The following is a 22,947-nucleotide window of genomic DNA, read 5'->3' as shown; positions in this document are numbered from 1 at the left end:
AGAGGAAACGAGGCCCTATGAGCCGCCGGTCTCCTCGCTTTTGCCACCTCTGTGGCGCACCGCTAGCGCTGGTAGGGCAATACCTGATGTATCCTAACGGGCTGGTCATCTGCCCGACCTGCGAAAGCACGGCGCCACGCTGTCAACGGTGCGGCTTGCCAGGGCGCCATTTGGGACAGGCGGGGGGGGCCGTGCTCTGCCCCGCCTGCCGTTCGCAAGTGGCATTTTGTGGCTGCTGTGGCCGGGCTTTGTTGGAAACAGCCTATTTGATTGGCGATTCGCCGGTAAAGTATTGCCAGCGTTGCCTTGAGGAACGCCCTCGCTGCGATGTCTGTCAGGCTCCGTTAAACGAGCGGGGGCGCCTTCTGCCCGGGCTCCACGGCGTGACACGCCGATGTGCCCTCTGCTGGGCTGAGGCCGTCCAGGGCCCCCAGGAGGCCGAACCTCTCTATCAGCGCGTCTTTGCCGTGTTGCAGCAAGAACCTGGCTTAGCCTTGCCCGTTCTTCCTCGCCTCCATTTATGTGAGCGGAAAGTGCTGCAAGAGTTGCATCAGCAGCACGGGCGCAGCTTGCAGCCAGGAGAGGGAGGGGAGAGCAGTGACCCCCACTTGCTCGGCATGTTCCTGCAACAGGGTCAGGCTCAGGATATCTATATCGAGCACTATTTACCTCGCGACCTTTTTCAGGCTGTGGCGGCCCATGAGCTGGCCCATGCCTGGCAGGCCTGGCAGGGGCTGCAAGAGCTACCGCTGTTAGTTGGTGAAGGCTTTGCTGAGTGGACAGCCTACCATGTCTTGCAGGCCCTGGGCGAAGAGCGCATGGTCCGGCGCTTGCTGCGGCGCCGTGATCTCTATGGTCAGGGCTTGCAGCGCTTTCTCACGCTAGAGCAACGGCAGGGCCGCGCTGCGGTTCTGACTGCGGCCCGCGCCCGCGGTTCTCTCCCCTTGTAGAGCGCCCCCGCCTCGCTGGCTGATGGCAGCCGCGTCGGGGACGATCCTTGCTTCCTTCCTTGCTTCCTTCCTTCCCCTTTAGCTTCCCTCTGCCTCCATTGCTCACCTCGGGCGGCCAGTTTTTGTCTCAGTGCGGTGCAGTGCTGGACCTGCGGGCCGTTCGCAAGGGTGGTCCGGCGATGCCAGGCTCCGCCGGGCTGTAGCTGCGGCCAGACGAAGAGTGGGACGGTCTGCCTGCCGTCGTGTGGGTGAGATGCGTGTGAGGTAGTTCTGACGATCCCAGGGGGAGCGGGCCCTCGTGCGAGACGGGGCTAAGGGGCCTGGTGTAGCTTCTTGTTTCCTGGCGTTTCAGGGAAGCCTGTGGCCTGTGGAGCGGGCTGGCGGGTGATTGTTTACATGATGCACACAAAAAGTATGCTCAACTTTATACAAAGGTTTTCTATACAGACAATTATAGGTATGCATCCCTTGCTATATTGTATATAGTATGTTATATATCTGTATGTGGTTTGCATATGCAGGAGGTTAAATAGACCATGCTCTCACTCACGCTATATCAAGAATGCCAGCCTGGTCAGCTTGGCCAGCTTGCCACGGCAGGCCCTGCAGCGGGGACAGCCGCCGTTGGGCCGCTGTTGCCTGCGCCCACGACAGGTCTTCCCTTAGAAGAGCCAATGAGCAGTGAGCGAGAGGAAGAGCAGGCTGATCAGCAGCAGCTACTGATTACACGGGTTCTGCGTGGGGATGGAGACGCCTTTAGCGACCTCGCCCTGCAGTACAGCTCGCTGATGTTACGGACAGCCTTCATGATCGTAGGCGATCGAGACATTGCTGAAGACATCGTACAAGACGCCCTCATTCAGGCCTGGCATCATCTGGCTGATCTACGTGAAGCTGGCGCCCTCCGCCCCTGGCTGGTTCGCATTGTTGTCAATCAATGCATCAGCTTTAAGCGTCGTCTGGCGCGCTCCAGTGCCTTTCTGCGTCAGGCGCTCTGTGATCTAGAGACAGACCTGCTGGCCAGAGCCGCCGAGCTGCACAAAGGCTCAATTGAACGGAGCTGGGATCTGGCGCGAGCCGTCGAGGGGCTGCCCACCAAGCAGCGTGTGGCCATTGTCTTGCACTACTACAGTGGCATGACCTTACCTGAAATGGCTCGGGCCTTGCACATTTCGGAGAATACGCTGAAAAAGCGTATCCAAAGCGCCCTGTGCAATCTGCGCCAGGCTCTGACCAGCGATGCCAACGACCAGGCGATGGCTTCTCACTCGCTCTCGGAGCGCTATTTCACGGCAGCGGCTCAGCGGCCTTGAGGGCCAGGAGCGGCTGACCATCGAAGCGAACCACGTTGTTGATCCCGAGCAGGCGAAGCACCGTAGGAGCGACATCCATCACAGTGATTTCGTGGACATCACTCACTTCTGGCTCATGGTGGAGGAGGTTACCGATGAGAAAGACACCATCCTTGCGATGGACCCCCGAGATAGTGCGCCTCGCTGTCTGCGTTGTCAGTAACGGTACATACAACTCGTCTCCAATTGCCAAATCACCCTGTAGCTCAAAGAGCAGGTCCGGCAGTCGCTCCAGGTATCTGCCCTGATAGACTTCCTCGCGTTTGCGAACCCAGCGAAGTAGAGGGCGACCGCGCGAACGCAGGCGTAGCATCTCTTCCTGCAGGCTCACGCGCAGCGCCTCGTAGTCCCGACCTTGTTCCTGGATACGCTGTCGATTAAGGACCACACCACCGAATGGGCCATCACCTCCCAGGCTGAGCACGCGCGCCAGTGAATGTTCTTCGTCGATGAGGCCTGACTCTGAACGAGTCGATGCCTGGCGTTCACGCGCGATAAGCCCGACATGGGCCAGCAGCTCATCGGAGACCGGGCGCCGGCGTGGTCGAGGTGAGAAAGGGCGGTCAAGGAGGTGGAGGCTGCGGGCCTGAACCGTCAGTAAGCCCTGCCGCCGTAGCCACTCGTTGAGATTCACCCGCTGGTGGCTGCGGCGCCCATGACCATAGGCGCTGACAACCATGAGCACGCTTTCGGCTGGCAGCGCTGCCCGTACTTCGCCCACGATGTGGTCACAAAGACGGTAGAAGCTTTGGATACGGGTCAGGTGCTCGCTCTGCCCTGGATAAGCCGGATCGCTGAGATCGCTGTAGTGCCAGAAAAGATGCTGAATAATATCCAGTGTGTTGATTTGCAGAAAGAAGAGGTCCCAAGACTCTTGTTGGAGTAGCTCAAGGCCAAGGGCCGCTTGTTGCAGGGTGCAGCTCACCAATTCATGGTAAAAGGCCCGTAGCTCTTCACGGTGCGCGCGCGCGGCTCGCCCGGCTAAACGCGGCGGAGGGGGAAAGGTCAGGCTTAGCTCGTATTCCTCCGGCGTAATGCTCATGCTGCCATCGCGCGGTGAAAGAGCAAGCATGATCCCGTTAACGGGCCAGGCGGGATAAGCGAGATAGGGGTTGAGCACGCAGATCCGCCTGCCGCTGGCGCTGGCCAGGTCCCAGAAAGTGGTGCCGCAGGTGAGGGCGGGTGGCTCTGCCTGGACCCCGTCGTGGCTTCCTGGCTCTGAGTCACAAGGAAGGAAGGATAGCAGGCCATGATTGGCGGGGTTGAGTCCAGTGTAGAGGCTGCCCCAAGCCGGGATAGTGTCCGGTGGAATGCTGGAGGTGAGTTCCAGAAACGGTGACTCTAGCATGAGGCGCCTGAGATGTGGCAGAGCCGGCCCATAGACACGCAGCAGGTCTGCGTCCATGCCATCGAATCCCAAAATGGCCACTTGTGTCATATCCTTTCACCTTCTCTCGCTCGCTCGCTCAGTCGCTCACTGGTCCGGTCTGTGCTCAAGTTTTCATCCTCAAAGGGGGTCGCGCGGCTGATCAGTGAAGAGTCGCCGCTGCTGCTGCTCCCAATAGTGGAGGATCTCGCTGATCATCTCTGGCTCGCAGCGAACCTGGAAAATGGCACGCTGAGTCACTGTCTGCAGGTGATCCAGGGCTGCGCGATCCAGCCGGCGCACAGTGGCAAGTGTCAAGGTCCCTCGCTCGGCGCCGATGGGCACGCAGCGGTAGCGCCGGGCCAGCTCGTAGGGCAGCAGATGAAGCAGGCGCAGCGATGGGTAGCTGGACAGAAAGGCAAGATAAGGGAGCTGATTGGCTGTCTGACCCTGATCCGCCTCGAGCGCTGGCGCCTCCTCTCCTTGCTGCGCCTGCTCCTGATTCCCACGCTCTCGCTGTTCTCCTCCGATCAGGTGAGGCTGCCGACCTTGCAGCTCGTGCAGGAACTGGCGCGCAGCCTCTCCGGCCAGGCACCGTACGCTGTGCTCAACATCGGCCAGCAAAGGGCCAAGGCGCCGCATGACGGCCTCCGCTCCCACCAGTGTGGCCGAGCGCAGGAGAAGAGCACATTCGCCCTCTCGAAAGAGGATCAAGTCACTGGCCCGAATCTGTTGCCGAATCCGCCGTACGGCCCGCTCAAGCGCTGCCGCCGACTGGGCGGTCGCCTGCAAATGGATCAGCGCAAATGGCTCGCCGTCTAGTATCGCCAGGGCGTTGCCCACTGCGGACGACATGGGAGACATGGCTGCCCCTGCTTCCTGCGGTCCTATGCGCTCCTCGTCTTTCACACCATCCTCCTCTACAGGCTGCTGCTTCCTGCCGCTTCCTGCCACTTGCCGCCCGTCATTGACGGAGCATGGCATGCGCCATATGCTGCGTATGTAGTATACTCTTTTTATGGAAATAAGGGTTGTCTATCCTGGTAGATGAAGAGTTAAAAACAAACCTTAATAGTAAAGAAAAATAATGATTTCGTGTTTTCTATCTTTAACCAGGAAACGAAATATATTACCTGATCGCAACTGAACTTCTCTTCTCAGGGCCAGAGAACCTGTGCCATACTGTGGCAGGTACAAGGCGGCCTGATCAGAGCTTCCCTTTCTCCCCTTGCGTGCGAACGAACGCTCACAGGCTGACCTGATCATGGCCGCCCCTTCTCTGCTGAGCAGCCCAGGCCAGCAGGCGCCGGCGCAAGCGCTTAAACAAGCAAACAAGCAAGCAAGAAGCGAGGTGAAGAAAGCAGGCAGGAAGGCCTGCTTAGGAGGTAGCAGGGAGCATGAATGATTATCTAATTGGGTGGAAAATCCGCTGGAGTCCGATGTTAGCCCCAGATCAAGGCATGGTGCCGGATGCCAGTGTCTTTGCACCTGCGGAACACGGGGAATGGAAGGCCGGAGAGCTGTTTCTTCCAGGTGGGGGGAAAGACGGCGAGTGCGCGGCGCAGTCGGAGGCAGAAAAGGCCTCTGTACTATCTGGCGGCCTCTGGGAAGCGCTCGTAACCTGTGAGGCGAAGACCTCGCCAGAACCGGAGTGGATAGAGCAGGTCTGCTGTCACATTGAGGTGATGACTGCGGGAGCAGGAGAGCGGGCTTGAGGTCGGCAGGCATGGCGCGCGTCACCAGTCCGGGGGCTGGTGGTGTGCGTTGTGCCCGGCGCGGCCCTGGCTCGTGATCTGTGATCCTTCTGTCTACCTATCGTTTTGACTGGAACCTGTGGCGGAGCGGAGGGAAGGAAGCAGACGGGCCTGGCGTTCCAGGACCAGGACCGGACCGGGAGGGGGCTATGCATAGGCAATCGGGTGGGAACGAGCGTGGCAAGGGTCGTTCTCCTCAGCTGAGCGTCATTCTCTGTACCTATAACCGTTGTAATCTTGTGCTCTCAGCGCTGGCCAGCCTGCGGCGTCAGACGCTAGCGCGTCATCTCTACGAAGTGATTGTCGTTGACAATGGCTCACAGGATGGCACGCCCGCTGTCCTGCAGCGCTATTTGCAAGCGCGCACGCCGGATGAGCGTGACTGGCAGGTACGCTGCCTGATCGAGCGACGCAATGGTCTGGCCTATGCGCGCAATACGGCGCTGGAAGTGGCGCGGGGAGAGATTGCCGTCTTTCTTGACGATGACGCCCTTGCCTCGCCACGCTTCCTGGAGCATCTGCTGCAGACCTATGCCGAGACCGGAGCCGACGCCGTTGGGGGGCGGGTGGAACTCTACTGGGAGGCGCCGCGGCCCTACTGGCTGACCGATGAACTGCTGCCTGTGCTCGGCTATTTTGCTCCTGCGAGCGAGCGTCTACAGCTAAAGGCGCCCCAGAGTTTGAGTAGCAGCAACTTTTCTGTTAAAGTTGCTGCCCTGCGGGCGGTTGGCGGTTTCTCGCCGCTCCTCGATAAGCGCCTGGCAGTGCCAACGCGGCTGGGTGTAGAAGATCTCTGCCGGCGTCTTCATGCTGCAGGCTATGCGCTCTGGTATGAGCCACGCGCTTTGGTGGCTCATCGCGCCCATGCCGCCCGCCTCTGCCGCACCTTTTTTATCGGCCACGCCTATTGGCAAGGCCGTTCTGAGGTACTCATGGAACTGAGCGCCGCTCTTGCCCAGCGTGCCGAGGAGCGCAATGCCTGTCTGTCCTGGAGAGCTTTGCTCAGTGATCTACAGCGTCTTGGTCGCCTCTGTCTAGTAGAACAGCCCCAGCTCCTGATCACACGCGGCACCTCGGCGCAGCGCCTGCATCTCACTATGGAGAGCGTGCGCTGCTGGGGACGCTTTCAGCAGCGCTTAAGCCTGCTCTGGCGTCCCCTTCCCCAAGAGGGCAGCCTGGCGGTCTTACTGGTAATGGCGCCGCAGTGCGATGCGGCGACCCTCCTATTGGCGCAGGCTCTACGGCGCGAAGGGCTGGCCTGTCAAGTCGAACGCGCCAGCCTCTCGCTCACCTGGCTTTGGCGTCACCGCAGTCTGGATGGTCAGGCCTGCGGCGTTGTGCAACTGCAACGTCCGGGGGCCTGGTGCTTACCCTTGCGGCGCGGTCTCAATCTGCTGCTGCGGCTCTGGTTGGCGCGTCGCCTGGGGCTGCCGCTGGTCGTTGCCGACAGCGGAGGCTGGTGGCACGGTGCTCGGGGCTTCCGTCCCTTGCTGCGTCGCTGGCTAGAGAGCCTCCTCCTGCATCAGGCCAACGCCATCCTTGTTCCCACGCAGCGTATCGAGGACTGCTATTACGAACGCTCTCTACGAGAGCGGGCGCACGGCCTTCCCCTGGCTGGCTTTCGCGGCTATTATGCCGTTCCTCTACCGCGGGCCGAGGCCTACCGGCGCCTTGGCATTCCGGCCTCCGTTCCCTATGTCTACCTTTGCTTCGCCGACCAGCACAGCGAAGAGGAGACGCTCACTCTCTGCGAGAGTTTTCGCCGCCTCTGGGAAAAGCTGATGCCTGTGCCGGGCGACGTTTCGCAGGGACCCCATCTGCTACTTGTCGGCGTGCCGCCTGATCGCCCCCGGGCCGCGCGCCTGTGGCAGGTAGCAGCGCGCATGCCCATGCTCCATCTCTTTCTCCGCCCCCCGCTTGATGATGAGATCCCGCTCTACTTGGGAGCTGCCGATGCCCTGGTTCTGCCGCAGCGCTCGCATCTGCGCGCCGGCAATGTTGAACTCGCGCTGCTGGCCCTCTCCTACGGGAGGGCAGTCGTGGCTCCAGCGCTCCCCAATTTCGCCGATCTACCGGCCTCACAAGCGGTGGTCTTCTATCACGCCTCGGATGAAGCGGATCTAGAGCGGGCGCTCAGTGAGGTGCGTTCCTGCTCTGCACAAGAGCTGCTGCGCCTCACCGGCGCTGAACCGCAGCTAGAAGCGGTGACGGGCTGGCGCGACTACGCGCGACGCCTCGTGAAGCTCTACGAGCGCTTCCGTTGGTAGTGGAATCTGGCGACGCCGATCGTCCGAGTGAAGGACCGGGACCCTCGCCTCTCTGCTGCCCGGTATGGTAATGTATCAGCGGGGGATCGGTGAGGAAAGAAACTCACTGAGGGACTCATGGGGGGCGGCTCACACGACGCCAGGCGAGCAACCCGGTAACAGAGCAGGTCGCTCTCCCCTGTCCGTAAGCAGAGCGGTTCAGCGGGGAGGCCTCAACCTGCCTGGCCTGTTAGCGGTAGCAGATCTGCGCTCTGGACCCCAGGCTCGTTTGTGAGCAACGGGCGGCATGCTGGCCTTGCCTCCGTGAGGATGCAACCAGAGGAACCTTGCTGCTCCTTGAGATCTCTGCGGATCAACCCAGTGCCTTGGGAAGGGTAGGCGCCGATACAGGGTGGTATCGCTGTCCGCGCCGCGTCGCCGGAGCTGAGCGTGGATGCGTCTGCCTATTCGTGTGCTTCGTTCTGTCAGCAGCGCAGCAGAGGAGAGTACCAAATGATCGCGAGAGACATTATGACCCGCACTGTCTACACCATTCGCCCCGAAGCGAGTGCCCAGGAAGCGGCTCAACTATTGGATCAGAAGCGTATCAGTGGCGCACCGGTTGTCGATGGAGACGGCAGGCTGATAGGCATGGTGACAGAAGCTGACATCATCAGCAAAGTCAACCGCGAGGGCCTGCGCGTCGCTGATATCATGAGCCACGAGCTGATCGTTGTCTCCGAAGAAACTCCCCTGGAAGAGATCGCCGCTTTACTCTCCGAGCGCAAGATCAAGCGCGTCCCCGTTGTCGAAAATGGCAGGCTCGTCGGTATTGTTAGCCGCGCCGATATTGTGCATGCTGTAGCCGCTGGACACCTCATTGTGCGCAACTGGTAGAAGCTGGCATCTCGTGCTATCATAGGAAAGCTGAAGCGTAGCGTAGAGACCACGAGCGACCTGGCCAGCTAGCCAGCCAACGGAGAAGGGCCAGAGGCAGGCGCCTGCCTGGTCAGCGTCTGAACGATGCTGACGCTATCCGCTTCTCAGCTGGCGAGAGCAAGGGGAGGGGAGGGATCTGTCTGCGGCGTGTGACCCTGTGGTGGTGCGTTCGTCTCGGGCCGCGCGCTCTCTCAGGACAGGATCAGGGCGGGACCAGGCAAAGAGCAGATCGCCTCCCCTCACGCATGGGTGCGGGGTGTCGACAAAAGCGCAAGCGGGGCGGGCACGCACACAGCTACGTAGAGGTGAGCCTGTGCCGGAGAGAGACCGTGGCTCCGTCCGTCCGTCCGGGCGCGGTGGTTGCCGCCGCGAGACTGGCAGGCTGGTACCATTGGGCTGCTTTCTCCCGTGGGTGAGAGGCGAAGTGAAAGCCAGTGCCAGACTTCGCTATAATGTGCCAAGATGGAGTAGTTATCTCTCGCAGAAGGAGTGCACAAGCCAGCTTTTGCCGGGAAACCCAACCGGCCCGTGGGCAAGCTGGCTGGGGCGTTTGTCTGGCCGGGTGAGAGAGGAGCGAGCGAGCCGGCGCGGTTCTCCCGCCCGCCCGGATCTAGTGATCGGAACAGGCGAGGTAACGGTCTTGAAACGAGCACATCTTGCCCGCGATATCCTGGAAGTCATAGCCCTGGCGCTAATCCTCTTCCTGGCAACACGCCTTGCCATTCAAAACTATCATGTTGAAAATGTAAGCATGCAGCCGACGCTGGTCGACGGCGAAAATGTCATAGTCAACAAGCTGGCCTATCTGTTTCACCCGCCCGAACGCGGTGATGTCATTGTCTTTCATTGGCCGCTGGATACGCGCCAGGACTTTATCAAGCGCATCATTGGCATTCCCGGAGATGTCATTCGGACGGATAGTACCCATGTGTGGGTCAATGGCGTTCTGCTCAATGAACCCTATATCAAGGCCCCCTACAATGCTATCGCCAATGTCTGGAAGCTGGGCAAAGATCAGTACTTTGTGATGGGCGATAATCGCCCCGATAGCGACGACTCGCGCAACTGGGGCGTCGTGCCGCGCAACTATATCGTCGGTAAGGCGATCGCCGTCTACTGGCCTATCGATAAATGGCAGGTGATCAATACCTATCCGGCGGTCTTTGCCCGTATTCCTACGAACAACCCGCAAACGACCAGCAAATGACCACCGATCAATCAAAAAAGGGAGTGGCCATAGATGAACGATTCAGAGCAGCATTATCCATTGCATCAGCATGAAGACGAGGAATGGGGCAAAGATGATGATGAGGGTGAGGAGCGTCACAGGCGGCATCGCCATCATATTGCGCCCTTCCCGGATCAGAGCAAGGAGGAGGAGGAAGAAGAGCGCGAGCTGCGCCGGCACATGCACCAGCGCGAGGAGCCAAGTCAGCCGGAGCTACCCAGGGGTCGCCTGCTACCGACGCTCATCGTGGGAGCGGTGGCCGGTCTTCTCTGTGCCGCCGAAAACATCGCTATTGTGCTGTTCAATGCCTCCCTCTTTGCCAACGCGGAGCGGCTCGCCAGTCAAAATGCCTATCAGCTTGCCGTATCGATCACGACGCTGTGTGGCCTGGTCATCTTCATCAGCCTCGTCATCTGCGCCGTTGCAGGGTTTATCGTAGGCAAACTGGCAGTGCGGCGTAGCTTTGGCTTCCTTGCCGGCTTTGTAGCCGGCCTGCTCTATTATCTGGGGGCGGTCTTCCTGCCGAACTCGATTCCTGGCTTCCCGACCAATGCCCCGGCGACCGGCAACGCTACCTTTAGCGGAGTGGTGGGGGGTATTGTGGTAACCATTATCTTTATGCTCTTGCTGGGCCTGCTGGAAGGGCTTGCCGCTCTCTTTGGTGCCTGGCTGGCAACGCGTCGCCATCCTTACTACGTGGGCTACAGCTAAGCTAAGAAGCGTTGACAGCGAGCAAGAGCCTCTACAGATGAAGAGAGGCCAGCCACGCAGGCTGGCCTCATGGCGTTTCATCTCATCTGATCTTCGGAGTTTTCCCCGCTTCCTCTCTCCCCTCGGCTGCCGCCCTTTATCGGTGCGGCGGCGAGGGAAGAGAGGAAGAGTCCGAGAGAGCTGAGTGAGAGAGAGGGAGTGCAGTTGTCTACTAGAATAGGCTGCCGTGTGCTCTACTGTGCCCTTTCCTCAGCTCACGACCGCCTGCGAGACATGCGGGACGTAGACCCGATGCTCAAGCAGACGATAGGTTTGCCGCTGAAGCTTGCCGATCAGACTACAGCGACAGCCCTCCACTGGTGCCAGCGGCTCGCTCTGTTCGACAAGGTGTAGATTATGCAAAGCCCCGTCAATGCGCGACAAGAAGAGCACCTGATGGCTGGGGCCATCCTGACGCGCCTCTAAGAAGACCAGCGCCTCTAGCTCGCGTATGCCGGTGCGTTCCCGCAGATACTGTTCGGCGGCCTGGACTGGCTGAGGGTACAATACCCGCCCGCGGCATTTCTCCAGGTAGAGCTTTCCCTGACGATCGGCCTCAAGAATAGCGGCTACTTCGGGCACCTTGACACGGCTGTAATAGATGCCATGTGGGAGACAGACCAGGTTAGCAGCGAACTGATCACCACCAATGTGGCTGCATTGCCAGACCTGCTCTCCAGCCAGGCGGGCCGCTTCGCGATAGATGGGCATGCCAAACTTAGCGCAGCACTGATCGTGCTTGCCATGTGTACAGACAAGATAGAGTGGCTCCCGGCTCAGATAGCAATCGTAATCGGGCGCGCCCCGCTCTAGGGCGGCAAGTGGCAGCCGAGGTAGCTCCTCGTAGCCTGCGAGCTGGAAAGCGTAGAGCGCCAGGCGCTCTGGCTGCGTAATCGCCACAAAGCAGCGTACTGGGCCGCTGCTGCGTGGTCCTCGCCTGATAAAAACCGCCATACTTTGCCGGGTCTCGTAGCTTAAAGCAATATTAGCCAGCCAGCGACGCGCCGGCTCGGGCAAATCATTATAGAGAACAGCGGAACGTTCCCAGGCTCCTGTATATTCCACCAGCACCCAGATCCTTGCCATCGGCGCCAGGCCGTGAAAAGGTACCTGACGCTCCTCAGAGATCTGAGCGCAGAAGATGCGTTCTACCACACCTGATACTCCTCACCATGTAGATGGTTATGGTGCATGGCTATAGCTCCTTTGTGAAGGAAAGCGGCCCCATCCAGCCAGTTAGCCAGAAGAGGCCAATAACCAGCAGGCAGAGCAGCCAGAAACAGAGAATGAACAGGTAATCAGTGCGATTGAAGCGAAATCGCCGGAAATATGAACGCTGTCTGAGGGCGCCAAAGGCCCGGCTCTCCATTGCCAGGGCTGTGCGCTCAGCCCGACGAATGGCGCTGGTTAGCAGCGGAATCAGGTAACGACGTAGGCGCTCGGCCTGGGCTTTGGCGCCGCCCTGGGTTTCGATGCCGCGAATGCGGTGGGCTGCCTGGATCAGGCGGAACTCCTCTTGCAGCAGCGGCATGAAGTGAAAGGCTGCCAAGACACCGTAGCCGAGCCGGTAGGGAAAATGCCACTGCTGCACCATCGCGCGAATGAAGTCGCTAATATCGGTCGTCAGCATAAAGATCAACGACAGCAGCAGCATGGCATAGACGCGCAGGACGGCAGCCGTGCCGGCCAGCAAAGCGCCCTGATAGAGTACCAGCGGGCCAAGCCTCAGCACGACAGGGGTATGATTGAACAGCTCAGCCCGCACCATAAAGGGATAAAGGATCATGAAGACCAATAAGCTAATCATAAGAGGGGCCTGAATGCGCCAGAAAGTTCTTGGAGCGATGCGCGCAGGCCCAACGATCATAGCGCTCGCCAGCGCTATAAAGGCCAGAGGCAGCCAGGGGTCATTTGTCAGCGCCACGAAGAGCACCACAGGCACCAGAGCCACCACCTTCGTGAGCGGGTTCAGGCGATGCAGTAATGAATTCCCCTCCTGGTAGATTACCTGCATGATCTCTCCTCCCTCGCGGCAGCCGCTCCATCCGGGTGGACGCCTAAACCGGGAGCTGCCTCCGCCACCCGCGACGGGGGAGCATATGTCTGGAGGCAGCGCTCACAAAGCTCCTCCAGCGTCAGCAGATCTGACCATCCAAGGCGGCGTGCCAGGCGAGCCAGCGGGGGCAAGGTCAGGCGCGCCTCTCTCAGGAGCTCCTCTTGCGCGAAAAGCGCCGCCGCTGTCCCATAGAAGAGCAGCCGGCCCTCTTGCATGACCGCCACGTACTGTGCATAAGCCGCCACCAGAGACATATCGTGAGTGATCACAACAACCGTGCGCCCCTCGCTATGGAGCTGCCAGAGTAGCTCTAACAAAGCCGTCGCATTGTACTCGTCCTGTCCAAAAGTAGGCTCATCGAGAATAAGGATCTCCTGTCCCATTGCCAGCATTGTGGCCACGCTCAGACGCCGCTTCTCACCGTGACTCAGCGTAAAGGGATTCGCACGCGCCAGAGGGAGCAGGCCGAAGCGCTCCAGCAGCGAGCGGGTGCGCTCCCGCACCTCTGCTGTGGGCAGGCCCATAACGCGCAACCCATAGGCTACCTCATCCTCAACCGTCTCCGTGATAAACTGGTGCTCAGGATTCTGGAAAACATAGCCGACGTGGCGGGTCAGCTCGCGGGCTGGGATCATGGTCAACTCGCGGCCCAGCAAGCGGATAGAGCCACGGGGTGGCTGGAGAATACCGACCAGATGCTGAGCCAGCGTCGTTTTCCCGGCGCCATTGGCTCCGACCACGGCCAGAAAAGCCCCGCGCGGGATTGCTAGCGAGACATCCCGCAACACCTGGCGTCCCCCTGCACAGTATGAGAGCGAGCGCACCTCAATGGCCATCTCCTGGTGACCGCGGTCGAGGCGGCTTACACCCGGGTCCGGCAGGCTCGCGGCTGCGACTGGACGATGGCCATTGACCGATGCCGGCTCCGGCGGGCGCTGATGGGGCGTGAAGCGCGCTGCCCCTCCACCTCTGAGCAGGGCCTCTGCGGCCTCCTCCAGCGTCAAAGGGAATGGCTCAAGCGACCAACCCTGCTGCTGTAGCGCGTGAGCCAGCCTGGCAACCTGGGGGACCCACACCCCTAGCTCCTGCAATGTTGCCAACTGCTCGCTCAGCACCTGGCGTGGCGGACCATCTACAATTACCTGTCCTCGCTTGTCAAGAACCACCATTCGCTCCACCAGATCCATCAGCTCATCAAGGCGATGCTCGATCAGCACAATCGTATAGCGTCCCGCCTCCTTGCAGCGACGCAGGAGCGCAAAGACCTCCTGTGTTCCCTGGGGGTCCAGATTAGCCGTCGGCTCGTCAAAGACCAGGATCTCCGGCTCCAGAGCCAACAGGGCCGCCAGAGCCACCCGCTGTTTCTCCCCACCCGAAAGCTGCTCAACGCGCCGATAGCGTAGCTCTGTCAAGCCTACGAGCGCCAGGCTCTCGCTGATCCGGCGCTCCATCTCCGCTGGCGCAAAGCAGAGATTTTCCAGCCCAAAGGCGATCTCATCCTCCACAGTAAACATCACAAACTGCGCCTCCGGGTCCTGGAAGAGCAGGCCGACCCGCTGCGCCAGCGTAGCGACCGTCGTCTGCCGCGTATCGAAGCCTGCCACGCGCACGCACCCGCTCTGCACCTTGCCGACGCTGTGAGGGATCAAACCATTCAGCGTCAGCGCCAGGGTGCTCTTACCGCTGCCCGATGGGCCAAGCAGCAGCACGGTCTCACCAGCGTAGAGCCGAAGCTGCACCTGTTCCAGGGCTGGCGTGCGCCGCCCGGCGTACTTGACTGTCAGATCCTCGATCTCAATGAGAGCCGTCCTTGTCTCGCTCATCACCTTTCTCCTTTGCCAGCGTCTACCGCTTTGCCTTGCTCGCTACTCAACTCTCCGGCTCCCTGCTAACTTTGGCCACTGCGGCCGGCTAAAGGCTGAGGTTGGGGCTGGTCGGCGTTGACCAACCCCAACGAGAGGCTGAGGTAGCGCTGATCTGGCGCGACAGGAAGAGCCAGGCACTGGCCTCCCTGGGCCAGCCAGGAGGGAACTAGATTTCATCCTGTTCGCGGCGAATCGTGCCAGCCAGGACACCAGTGCGGGCCGCCGCATCACCCAAATACTTGGCCAGAATACCGCTCAGCGTGCTGCTCACAAGCGTGATGACAATCACACCGATCAGCACCGGGAGCGCCAGCTTGAAGGCCGAAGGATAGAAGATAGCATAGATGATCAGCATTACAATCCCGCCCGTAAAGCCGGTCAGCGCCATCCAGGGCAGACCAAAGTGACGGTAGCGCGTGCCAATGGCCACACTGATCTCTCCCGAGCAGGCGTAGAGAATACCGGTGATCATGATCGATGGCCCGTAGGGCGAGATGGGAAGCGTCACAAAACAGTAGAGCAGGGCAATCAAAAAGGCTGCCCCTGGCCTACGTAAGGCGTAGGCGATAAAGAAGCCAGGCAGAATATAGAGTCCAACCCAGGCCCAGGCTACAATCGGACCCAGGACCACGGATAACATGTATGGATAGAGTAGGGCTCCAAGCAGGATGCCAAAGACCACGCTGATGGCCGCCAGAATCAAAATGTCGCGCGTGCTCCAGGCCAACAGCGATAGCCAGGGCCGTGCCGGCTGCCTCACTTCCGTTTGTCTGCTCATCCAGTCATACTCCTCTAATCATCAAAGGCGGGGAAGTAACCCACCGCAGCTAGCCCCCCTGGATATTAGGCAGACCTAATATCCGACTACGCTGCTAAGATATTAGGGCATGCTAATATCAACTGTCAAGAGGCGGAGGGCCTAATGATGGCCGTACCCACTGAGATCAGCAAAACTACCGATCAAGCAGATAGCGTAATGACCTGGCGCCTGATGGCGGCAACCCTGTTGAGGGCATAAAGTACCGGCGGGCGAAGAGCAGGTGAGAGGAAAGGCAGAGAAGGCAAAAGCCGAAACGAAGATCGAAGCTGAGACGACGAGGCCGAGGCGCAACGAAAGCGAGCGCCAAAGGCAATCTGGACCGCAAGGCGGCGAAGGCTACGCAGCTACTTGTAGCCGAGGATAGCTTTGAAAGAAAGATAGAACCCACCCGGGGGTTCCAGCTCAGAAAAGCGCTGCAACCGGGCCAAGCTATAGACCGCTGAGGTGAAGCGCCGCCGGCGCCGGGCGGCCTGGCTGACCAGGCACGACCGGGAGGGGCGCGAATGGCACCAGGCGCCCACCCGCGTGCCGGCATGCAGACAGACAGACTAGCTCTCCTCGATCGTCACACGCTGCATCACATCGCCCACCTGGATGCGGCGCACCACATCAAGGCCAGAGACCGTCTCGCCAAAGATCGTATAATTGGGCGGAAGGCGCGGCTGATCCTCCAGACAGATAAAGAACTGGCTTCCATTGGTATTCGGGCCAGCATTAGCCATAGCCAGCGTCCCGGCCTTGTAGGGACGGCGAACCGGTTCATCGGGGAAGCGGTAACCGGGGTCACCGAAGCCATTGCCAAGGGGATCGCCCCCTTGAATCACAAAGCCAGGCACCACGCGGTGAAACGTCAACCCGTCATAGAAGCCATCGCGAGCCAGCGCCACAAAATTATTCACCGTCAGAGGAGCCTCAGAGGCGAAGAGCCGGAGACGGATATCGCCCTTAGCCGTGCTGATCGTCGCATAGTAGGTCTTCTGCGGGTCGATCTGCATGGGGGGCGGAGCATTATAGCGTCGTTTCGCTGTCATTGTTCACAGATCCTCTCTTTCCTCACTCAGCAAAGAACCATCGCTGCTTGCCTTCAAGCGGCAGGCTCATAACAACATACTATCACCAGGCCCGTTCACGTGCTCCCCCAACTTAACCGGCGCCGGGCTGGGCCAGCGAGGGAGATGCCCGACGAGCAGGACAGAAGCAAGGCGGGTCAGAGAGGCCCAGGAGAAGCTGACCTGTCTTTGGCTCTCGGCCCGCCTGCTTACTTGCCTATCTGTCTGTCTGCCTGCCCGTGCTCAGCTCAGGGAGCAGCCACTACCACCAGGTGGGTAATGACATCGGGTTTGATATTCTTCTGAGAAGGCTGATCGCCCGGACCCTGGATCTTCTTCACGACGTCCATGCCCTGGACCACATGGCCAAAGAGATTATAGGATTTCGTCAGTTCCTTTGCCGGCTGGTCGGAAACGCAGATAAAGAACTGACTGCCGTTATTGGCGGTGCCAGTATTCGGCTTTGCCATAGCCACCGCTCCCGCGGTATAGTTGCCCTTCACAGGCTCAGCGGGCAACGTATAGCCGGGTCCACCGCTGCCATCCCCCTTTGGATCGCCGGTCTGGATAATATAATTCGGCACCACGCGATGAAACTTCAATCCATCATAAAAGTGGTGCTGAGCCAAAAAGACAAAGTTATTCACCGTCTGGGGGGCCAGCTTGGGATCAAGCTCCACCACGATCAAGCCACGATTCGTATTAATACCGGCGCAATAAATCTTATTCGTATTAATGGACATCGCGGGCGGAGCCTTATAGGTATGCTGGATTTTATTGAAAGCCTCGCCCGTCGGCGCAGGCGAAGTATCCGTTAGCTGCTTGACTACCTTCAGGCAGGGCGAGACGGCGGCGCTCTTCGGCTGTGGCTTTGGCGGAGCGAAGGGGCCGATCTTGTAATAGTACATAGCGCCGATTACGGCAGCGATGACCAAAATCGTCAGGGTCACGGCCCAGGGGTAGCGAGCCAGGCCCCGCTTAGGCGGCGTGTAGCCAGGGCCACGCTTCTCCTTCTTGGGGGCAGGCGCTTCTGGCAGCTTGGTGGCGTGCGCGCGGGCGATCTTTTTCGCTCTTCTTGTGGCTGCACGCTTGCTCGTCTTTGGCATGGGGTCTAAATACTGCTCCTTCTTCAGATCTTGCTTGCGGCGAATCGGGATCGCATGGCTGGGCTGAGGCCCAATCAACAGCTCGGCTGCTTCCTTGCTGCGAGACTGTTCTCTTGACGGTGGCAGCGCTGCAGATGGCTGAGTGCCTGCCTGTTGCCTGCTTGCCTGTATGGCTTGCTGCCTGCCCCGATCCGGCGCGATCGCGGACAAACTGGGGAACAGGAATAACCGGCAAACAGCCAGCCAAATAAAGAGCGCTGATTTCTGGGTGCTATGATACCCTGCAGGCCCTTACGGGTCAAGTCCTTTCCTGTCGCCCCCAGGGTGGGGGTCGGGAGCGCACAGTCACCAGAGAATAGGAAGATTCGCCCACTGGGCCATGTGGATAAGATTGTGGATAACTTTGTGGATAGCTGTGGATAACTGCCTCCCAACGGTGGATAACTGGGGGATAACTGCCCATTACCTCAGCTATATGTGCGGGCCGCAAGCGTAAACTATCCCCCAGGATATCCACATATCCACAGGCCGACTGCTAGCCTGCTGTTTGCTTTCGGGCACAAGATTCGCTACACTGTTTAGACACACGGGACTCCCTTCCCGCTGCTGGATAGACCCCTGGCCTGGGTGAGGCGCAAGCAGTTCCTGACTGCATACGCCGCTTGGCTGCCTCTCCTGCCCGAGCGTAGGAGACGTGCGGCCCGTGAGCTGGCCGGTGCGGACGTGGCCAGCGGGCGCGCTGCCGTCAGGCGGGTGCCGAGTCTACTGCCTAAAAGAGCAATCTTATATGATATAATCTTTTCCAGGCTGTTAAGCCGCTTTTTAGCGTCATTATCTACAAAGCGCTGAGCTGCTAAGATTTGCGAGCAAGCACGAACGCTGGAGACAGGACGTGGAGAAGCTGTTACCGCAGAACATTGAGGCCGAATGTGGCGTCCTGGGCAGCATCCTGATTGATCCGGAGGCGATCATTCAGGTAGCTGACTTCTTGCGCCCGGAGGATTTCTATCGCGACGCCCATCGTGCCATCTATGAGGTGATGCTCCAGCTCTACGAGCGGCACGAGCCAGCAGATTTTATTACGCTCTGTGACGAGCTGGAGCGCCAGGGGAAGCTAGAGGAGGTTGGCGGCGCCAGTTACATCACGTCTCTGGTCAACCAGGTGCCCACCAGCGGCAACATCGAGTATTATGGGCGCATTGTGGAGCGCACAGCGGTTCTGCGCCGGCTAATCCATGCTGCCGGTCAGATCGCCGCCATCGCCTACGAGGAAGGCGATGCCGACGTGGCCCTTGATAAGGCTGAGCGCCTGATCTTTGAGATCGGGCGACGGCGCCTGCGCTCAGATTTCTCGCTCCTGAGCGAGATCCTTTCTGAGTATCTGAACAAGCTAGATCAGCTCCATGAGCGACGCGGTGCCATCGTTGGCGTCCCCACTGGCTTCACCGATCTCGACCGCCTCACCGGTGGGCTGCAGCGCTCGGATCTGATTATCCTGGCCGCTCGCCCCTCGCTCGGTAAGACCTCGCTGGCGCTGAGCATGGCGCATAATGCTGCTGTGCGCTTCAAGCAAACTGTGGCGATCTTTAGCCTGGAGATGAGCAAAGAGCAGCTTGTACAGCGACTGCTCTCGATGGAAGCTGGCGTTGATCAGCAGCGTCTGCGCACGGGCTGGATCAATGATGAAGAGTGGGAGCGCATCATGCTGGCGACGCAGCGGCTGGCTGAGGCCCCGATCTGGATCGATGATACGGCCAGCATTTCGACGGCGGAAATGCGCAGCAAGGCTCGTCGCCTCCAGGCGGAACAAGGTGTTGACCTGATTATTGTCGACTACCTGCAGCTCATGCAGACCACCACCGGTGGTGGACGGCGCAATGAGAACCGCGTCCAGGAGATTTCGGAGATCAGTCGTACGCTCAAGGCCCTGGCGCGCGAACTGAACGTACCGGTATTGGCGCTGGCGCAGCTCTCGCGTGCTGTAGAAGCGCGTCAGTCGAAGGTGCCCCAGCTCTCTGATCTGCGCGAGAGCGGCTGTCTGGCCGAGGAGACGCCAGTCTATCTGGCTGACGAGGGGATATACTGCCCTATCGGGCAACTGGTAGGGCGTCAGGGCTTCCGCGTGCTGGCCCTGAATCCGCACACCAAGCGTCTGGAGGTGGCGCCAGTGACACGGGCCTTTGCGACCGGGCGCCGCCCCGTCTATCGACTGGCGACGGCGAGGGGTCAGCAGGTGCGCGCCACGGCCAACCATCGCTTTCTGACGCGCGCAGGCTGGCGGCGCCTTGATGAACTCAGCGTAGGGGGAGAGATAGCTCTCCCGCGGGCCTTGCCCTCGGCGCTTTGCCACAACTCTGGCGAAGGCTGGCCAGCGGCGGAGGCTGGTGAGGGAGATGTCATCTGGGACCGTGTGAATGCCATTAGGCCCGCCGGTGAGGCGGAAGTCTATGATCTGACGGTGGCTGGCCTGCACAACTTCATTGCCGCGGACCTCATCGTACATAACAGCATCGAGCAAGATGCCGATGTTGTCATGTTTATTTATCGGGATGATGTCTATAACCCGGATTCGGAGCGCAAAAATATCGCAGATATTATCGTCGCCAAGCATCGCAATGGTCCTGTCGGCGAGGTAAGCCTCTACTTCCAGGCGAGTCATACCCGCTTCTGTGATCTAGAGCTTTCTCCGCCTCCTGAGTAATCTCTGGATGGATGGCTATGACGTCCTTTGCTGGCTTCCCTTCGGGCAAGAATCCCTATGTCCCTGTGCCGGAGGTCTTCTTCAGGTCGCTCTTACCAGAGATCGAGGATGTAGCGGAATTAAAGGTCACGCTGCACCTCTTCTGGTTGCTCGCTCAAAAGCGCGGCGAGCCGCGTTGCGTGAGCGAGCCGGAGCTACTCAATGATCGCGTGCTGTTGAAGAGCCTGAAGCGGCGCGGTGATCCACGTCCACCTGAAGAACGGGTACGCCAGGGCCTGGAAAAGGCGGTAGCGCGTGGCACGATACTCCGCGTCTACCTCAAGGTGCTCGCTGAAGATGGTTCTGAAGATGAGGTTATTGGCTGGTATTTCTTTAATACAGCGCGCAGCCGGCGGGTGGTGGCCGAGCTGCAGGGGAGTGAGCTGATTCCGGTGCGTCTGCTCGACGTCGGGCAACGCCGCAGCGAGTCAGAGCAGACGCAGCGCCAGCCTCAGGGGAGCCTGGCCTCGTCTGCCCCAGCGGCCTCTACGCTCTCCTCGGCTCCTGTCGCCACCTCCTTTGCGCGTGCGGGCCACGGCCAGAATCAGCATTTACACATTGAGATTGAGCGTCCGAATATATTTGTCTTGTACGAACAGAATATAGGACTTCTTTCTCCGTTAATCGCTGATGAGCTACGCGATGCCGCTGAGCGCTATCCTCCAGAGTGGATCGAGGCGGCTTTTCGCGAGGCTGTCGAACATAATAAGCGTAACTGGCGTTATATTCGCGCGATCTTGAGGCGCTGGGAAACGGAAGGCAGATAAGCTATGGAACGCTTAAACGAGATTATGCTTAAGCAGCGACGGCAGCAACTGCTCCAGCAGCGCGCTCGCCAGACAGGAGCGCTGCCACGGGAGCGCGGCGAGCATACAACGCGCCTGCCTTTGCCCGAGCAGACGGCTGCTCTCAATCGGGCGCTTTCGCGTCCTGGGCGCTCCTCCCGTGGCCACGTTGAGGTGACTGAGGTGCCTGGGACAGAGGCGCTGGCCGATGTCTTGACGGATACCCTGACGTTGGAAAGCGGTGAGTCGCTCTCGCGTCCGAGCCGGCTGGCTGGGCGTCAGAGCGAGCGCCTCTATGGCGCGCGTCGGGATCTCCCGGCGTCATCTCTTCCGCGGCGCGCGCGCGACTACTACTATCGGGCCGACGATTATCTGCCGGCTTTGAGAGGTGATGCTCTCTCCGACGAAGAAGAATGGGAGGATGAGGAGGATGATGATGAGGGAGGGATGCGCTACGGAGATTGGGAGGATGAGCAAGAGTTGCTCGAGGCCACTGCTCGCCCAGCTCGATCCCGATCAGCAGCTACTGGCGCGCTGCCTGCACCAACGCGCTCACCCGCACATCGTGAGGGCGCAGCGCTGCATCGCCAAACTGAGGCCTCGTCTCCGCTGCTGCCTCATGATCGGCTAGCGCTCTCGGCTGCCGGTGCGCCTGCAGTGGCTCGTCAGCAACGCGTCACTCAGCCCCTGCGCCCCAATGCTCTCGCTGACCCTGCCTTGGCACAGCTTCAAGAGACCTTGCGGCTGCGTCAGGCCCGGCAAACGCCAGGACGCGAGCGGCAGACAAATGGGTCTCTGGAAACTGCCAGCTCCAGTGGCTCAACGCTGCCGGCCCCTTTCGGCTCCCAACGCCCCGTTTGCCCAAAGTGTAAGGGGGCGGGCTATCTACGTCTGGATGTCCCCTTTGGCCATCCGCATTTCGGCAAGCCCATCCCTTGCGAGTGCAAGGAGGCTGATCTCAAGGAGCGTCGGCGCCAGCAGCTCCGCAGCATGTCTAATCTCGAAGCGTTCCGCGATAAGAGTTTCAAGAACTTTAACTATACGGTGCCCGGTGTGCGCCAGGCCTACCAGGCGGCACTAGAGTACGCGCGCGAACCTGATGGCTGGTTGCTGCTGGTGGGGCCAAATGGCTGCGGCAAGACGCATCTGGCGGCTGCAATTGCCAATCTCTGTCTGGAGAATGGCTCGCTGGTGCTCTTTGCCACTGTGCCTGATCTGCTGGATCACTTGCGCGCTGCCTTCGCTCCCGAGGCGCCTGAAGTCTATGATCAGCTCTTTGCGCGTATGCGCGAGGCGGAGCTGCTCGTACTCGATGATCTGGGAGCGCAGCAAAGCTCGCCCTGGGCCAATGAGAAGCTTTTCCAGTTGCTCAACTATCGTTATAATCTGCGCTATCCAACGGTGATCACGGCTAATCCGCGCGGCTTGCAGGCCATCGATGAACGCATTCGCTCGCGCCTCTCCGATGCGTCGCTCGTGACGATGGTTACTTTTGAGGGGGCGCTGGATTATCGCCCGCGCAATCCTCGTCGCCATTAGGAAAACCGCGGCCTGATCGCCCGAGCGTGCTGCAGCCTGTCTATTGCCCTGACAAGGACATGGCTGTGGTGCGCTCCACCCTCTCACCGGGGCGGAGAGAGTAGGCGGGCAGGCCCTTTCTCCTCTTCATTTCTGGGCACCTGATCGGGTTCGTGATCAGCGTCTCTGCATGCTACTTGTGCCGCCAGACATAGCATGGTCTATCTGTTCTCCCCAGGTTGCGTCTCTGCTCAGCACTAAGGGGAGAATGGGCTTTTTCTGGGGGTCTTTCGCTGTCAGATGGGCTGTCTCTGCGCGCTCGTTCTCAGGCAGTGATCACTGAAAGGAAGGCTGGCAGCGCGCTCCCGTATTGGGGATAGAGGGGGAGCAATGAGGGTAGGTGGACGGGGGAAGCAGTGGCGA

17 protein-coding genes are annotated in these 22,947 nt (G+C 59.9%); 9 read left to right on the top strand and 8 right to left on the bottom strand.

What is annotated here, in order from left to right; translation table 11 throughout:
• Positions 1-17 precede the first annotated feature (17 nt).
• Both AC6H1L_RS10710 and AC6H1L_RS10705 read left to right on the top strand, forming a co-directional pair.
• Positions 18-950: a hypothetical protein gene (locus tag AC6H1L_RS10710; protein WP_497601476.1), complete on the top strand. Its 933-nt coding sequence runs from the start codon at positions 18-20 to the stop codon at positions 948-950.
• Between the two features lie 674 nt (positions 951-1,624).
• Positions 1,625-2,263: an RNA polymerase sigma factor gene (locus AC6H1L_RS10705; RefSeq protein WP_497601475.1), complete on the top strand. Its 639-nt coding sequence runs from the start codon at positions 1,625-1,627 to the stop codon at positions 2,261-2,263.
• On the opposite strand, the gene AC6H1L_RS10700 is transcribed toward AC6H1L_RS10705, so the two are convergent.
• Together AC6H1L_RS10700 and AC6H1L_RS10695 are read right to left on the bottom strand one after the other, a co-directional pair.
• Positions 2,238-3,740, bottom strand: coding sequence for an alkaline phosphatase family protein (locus AC6H1L_RS10700; protein ID WP_497601474.1), 1,503 nt, complete (start codon positions 3,738-3,740; stop codon positions 2,238-2,240). The two genes, AC6H1L_RS10705 and AC6H1L_RS10700, sit on opposite strands and share 26 nt — an antisense overlap.
• 69 nt (positions 3,741-3,809) lie before the next feature.
• Entirely contained in the window at positions 3,810-4,577 is a 768-nt protein-coding gene (locus AC6H1L_RS10695; protein WP_497601473.1) for a GspE/PulE/PilB domain-containing protein, read from the bottom strand.
• 994 nt (positions 4,578-5,571) lie between these two features.
• Here AC6H1L_RS10695 and AC6H1L_RS10690 point away from each other — a divergent pair.
• The 4 genes from AC6H1L_RS10690 (at position 5,572) to AC6H1L_RS10675 (ending at position 10,546) form a co-directional block, all read left to right on the top strand.
• Complete coding sequence (locus tag AC6H1L_RS10690) at positions 5,572-7,689, top strand: glycosyltransferase (protein ID WP_497601472.1); 2,118 nt, start codon at positions 5,572-5,574, stop codon at positions 7,687-7,689.
• Between the two features lie 492 nt (positions 7,690-8,181).
• A complete protein-coding gene (locus AC6H1L_RS10685) occupies positions 8,182-8,565 on the top strand; it encodes a CBS domain-containing protein (protein ID WP_297166229.1) in 384 nt (127 codons plus the stop codon).
• Positions 8,566-9,247: 682 nt separating this feature from the next.
• Positions 9,248-9,814, top strand: coding sequence for a signal peptidase I (gene lepB, locus AC6H1L_RS10680; protein ID WP_497601471.1), 567 nt, complete (start codon positions 9,248-9,250; stop codon positions 9,812-9,814).
• Positions 9,815-9,847: 33 nt separating this feature from the next.
• A complete protein-coding gene (locus tag AC6H1L_RS10675; RefSeq protein ID WP_497601470.1) occupies positions 9,848-10,546 on the top strand; it encodes a YrzE family protein in 699 nt (232 codons plus the stop codon).
• Positions 10,547-10,795: 249 nt separating this feature from the next.
• On the opposite strand, the gene AC6H1L_RS10670 is transcribed toward AC6H1L_RS10675, so the two are convergent.
• From AC6H1L_RS10670 to AC6H1L_RS10645, 6 genes are all read right to left on the bottom strand, one after another.
• Complete coding sequence (locus tag AC6H1L_RS10670; protein ID WP_497601469.1) at positions 10,796-11,740, bottom strand: ferredoxin family protein; 945 nt, start codon at positions 11,738-11,740, stop codon at positions 10,796-10,798.
• A 40-nt stretch (positions 11,741-11,780) separates the two neighbouring features.
• Positions 11,781-12,599, bottom strand: a complete 819-nt coding sequence (locus AC6H1L_RS10665) for an energy-coupling factor transporter transmembrane component T family protein (protein ID WP_497601468.1) — start codon at positions 12,597-12,599, stop codon at positions 11,781-11,783.
• Entirely contained in the window at positions 12,590-14,464 is a 1,875-nt protein-coding gene (locus AC6H1L_RS10660) for an ABC transporter ATP-binding protein (RefSeq protein ID WP_497601467.1), read from the bottom strand. The genes AC6H1L_RS10665 and AC6H1L_RS10660 overlap by 10 nt, the downstream gene beginning before the upstream one ends.
• Positions 14,465-14,672: 208 nt before the next feature.
• Positions 14,673-15,284: an ECF transporter S component gene (locus AC6H1L_RS10655; RefSeq protein WP_497601466.1), complete on the bottom strand. Its 612-nt coding sequence runs from the start codon at positions 15,282-15,284 to the stop codon at positions 14,673-14,675.
• 590 nt (positions 15,285-15,874) lie between these two features.
• Positions 15,875-16,357, bottom strand: a complete 483-nt coding sequence (locus tag AC6H1L_RS10650; RefSeq protein WP_497601465.1) for a peptidylprolyl isomerase — start codon at positions 16,355-16,357, stop codon at positions 15,875-15,877.
• Positions 16,358-16,623: 266 nt separating this feature from the next.
• Positions 16,624-17,481: a peptidylprolyl isomerase gene (locus AC6H1L_RS10645; RefSeq protein ID WP_497601464.1), complete on the bottom strand. Its 858-nt coding sequence runs from the start codon at positions 17,479-17,481 to the stop codon at positions 16,624-16,626.
• 892 nt (positions 17,482-18,373) lie between these two features.
• Here AC6H1L_RS10645 and dnaB point away from each other — a divergent pair.
• The 3 genes from dnaB to AC6H1L_RS10630 are packed head-to-tail and all read left to right on the top strand — an operon-like array spanning position 18,374 to position 22,545.
• Positions 18,374-20,182: a replicative DNA helicase gene (dnaB, locus tag AC6H1L_RS10640; RefSeq protein WP_497601463.1), complete on the top strand. Its 1,809-nt coding sequence runs from the start codon at positions 18,374-18,376 to the stop codon at positions 20,180-20,182.
• A 17-nt stretch (positions 20,183-20,199) separates the two neighbouring features.
• Positions 20,200-20,988: a DnaD domain-containing protein gene (locus AC6H1L_RS10635; RefSeq protein WP_497601462.1), complete on the top strand. Its 789-nt coding sequence runs from the start codon at positions 20,200-20,202 to the stop codon at positions 20,986-20,988.
• Positions 20,989-20,991: 3 nt separating this feature from the next.
• A complete protein-coding gene (locus tag AC6H1L_RS10630) occupies positions 20,992-22,545 on the top strand; it encodes an ATP-binding protein (protein WP_497601461.1) in 1,554 nt (517 codons plus the stop codon).
• Positions 22,546-22,947: the final 402 nt, after the last annotated feature.

It is taken from the genome of Thermogemmatispora argillosa (assembly GCF_059696725.1).
This window is presented reverse-complemented; position numbering and strand designations above follow the sequence as displayed.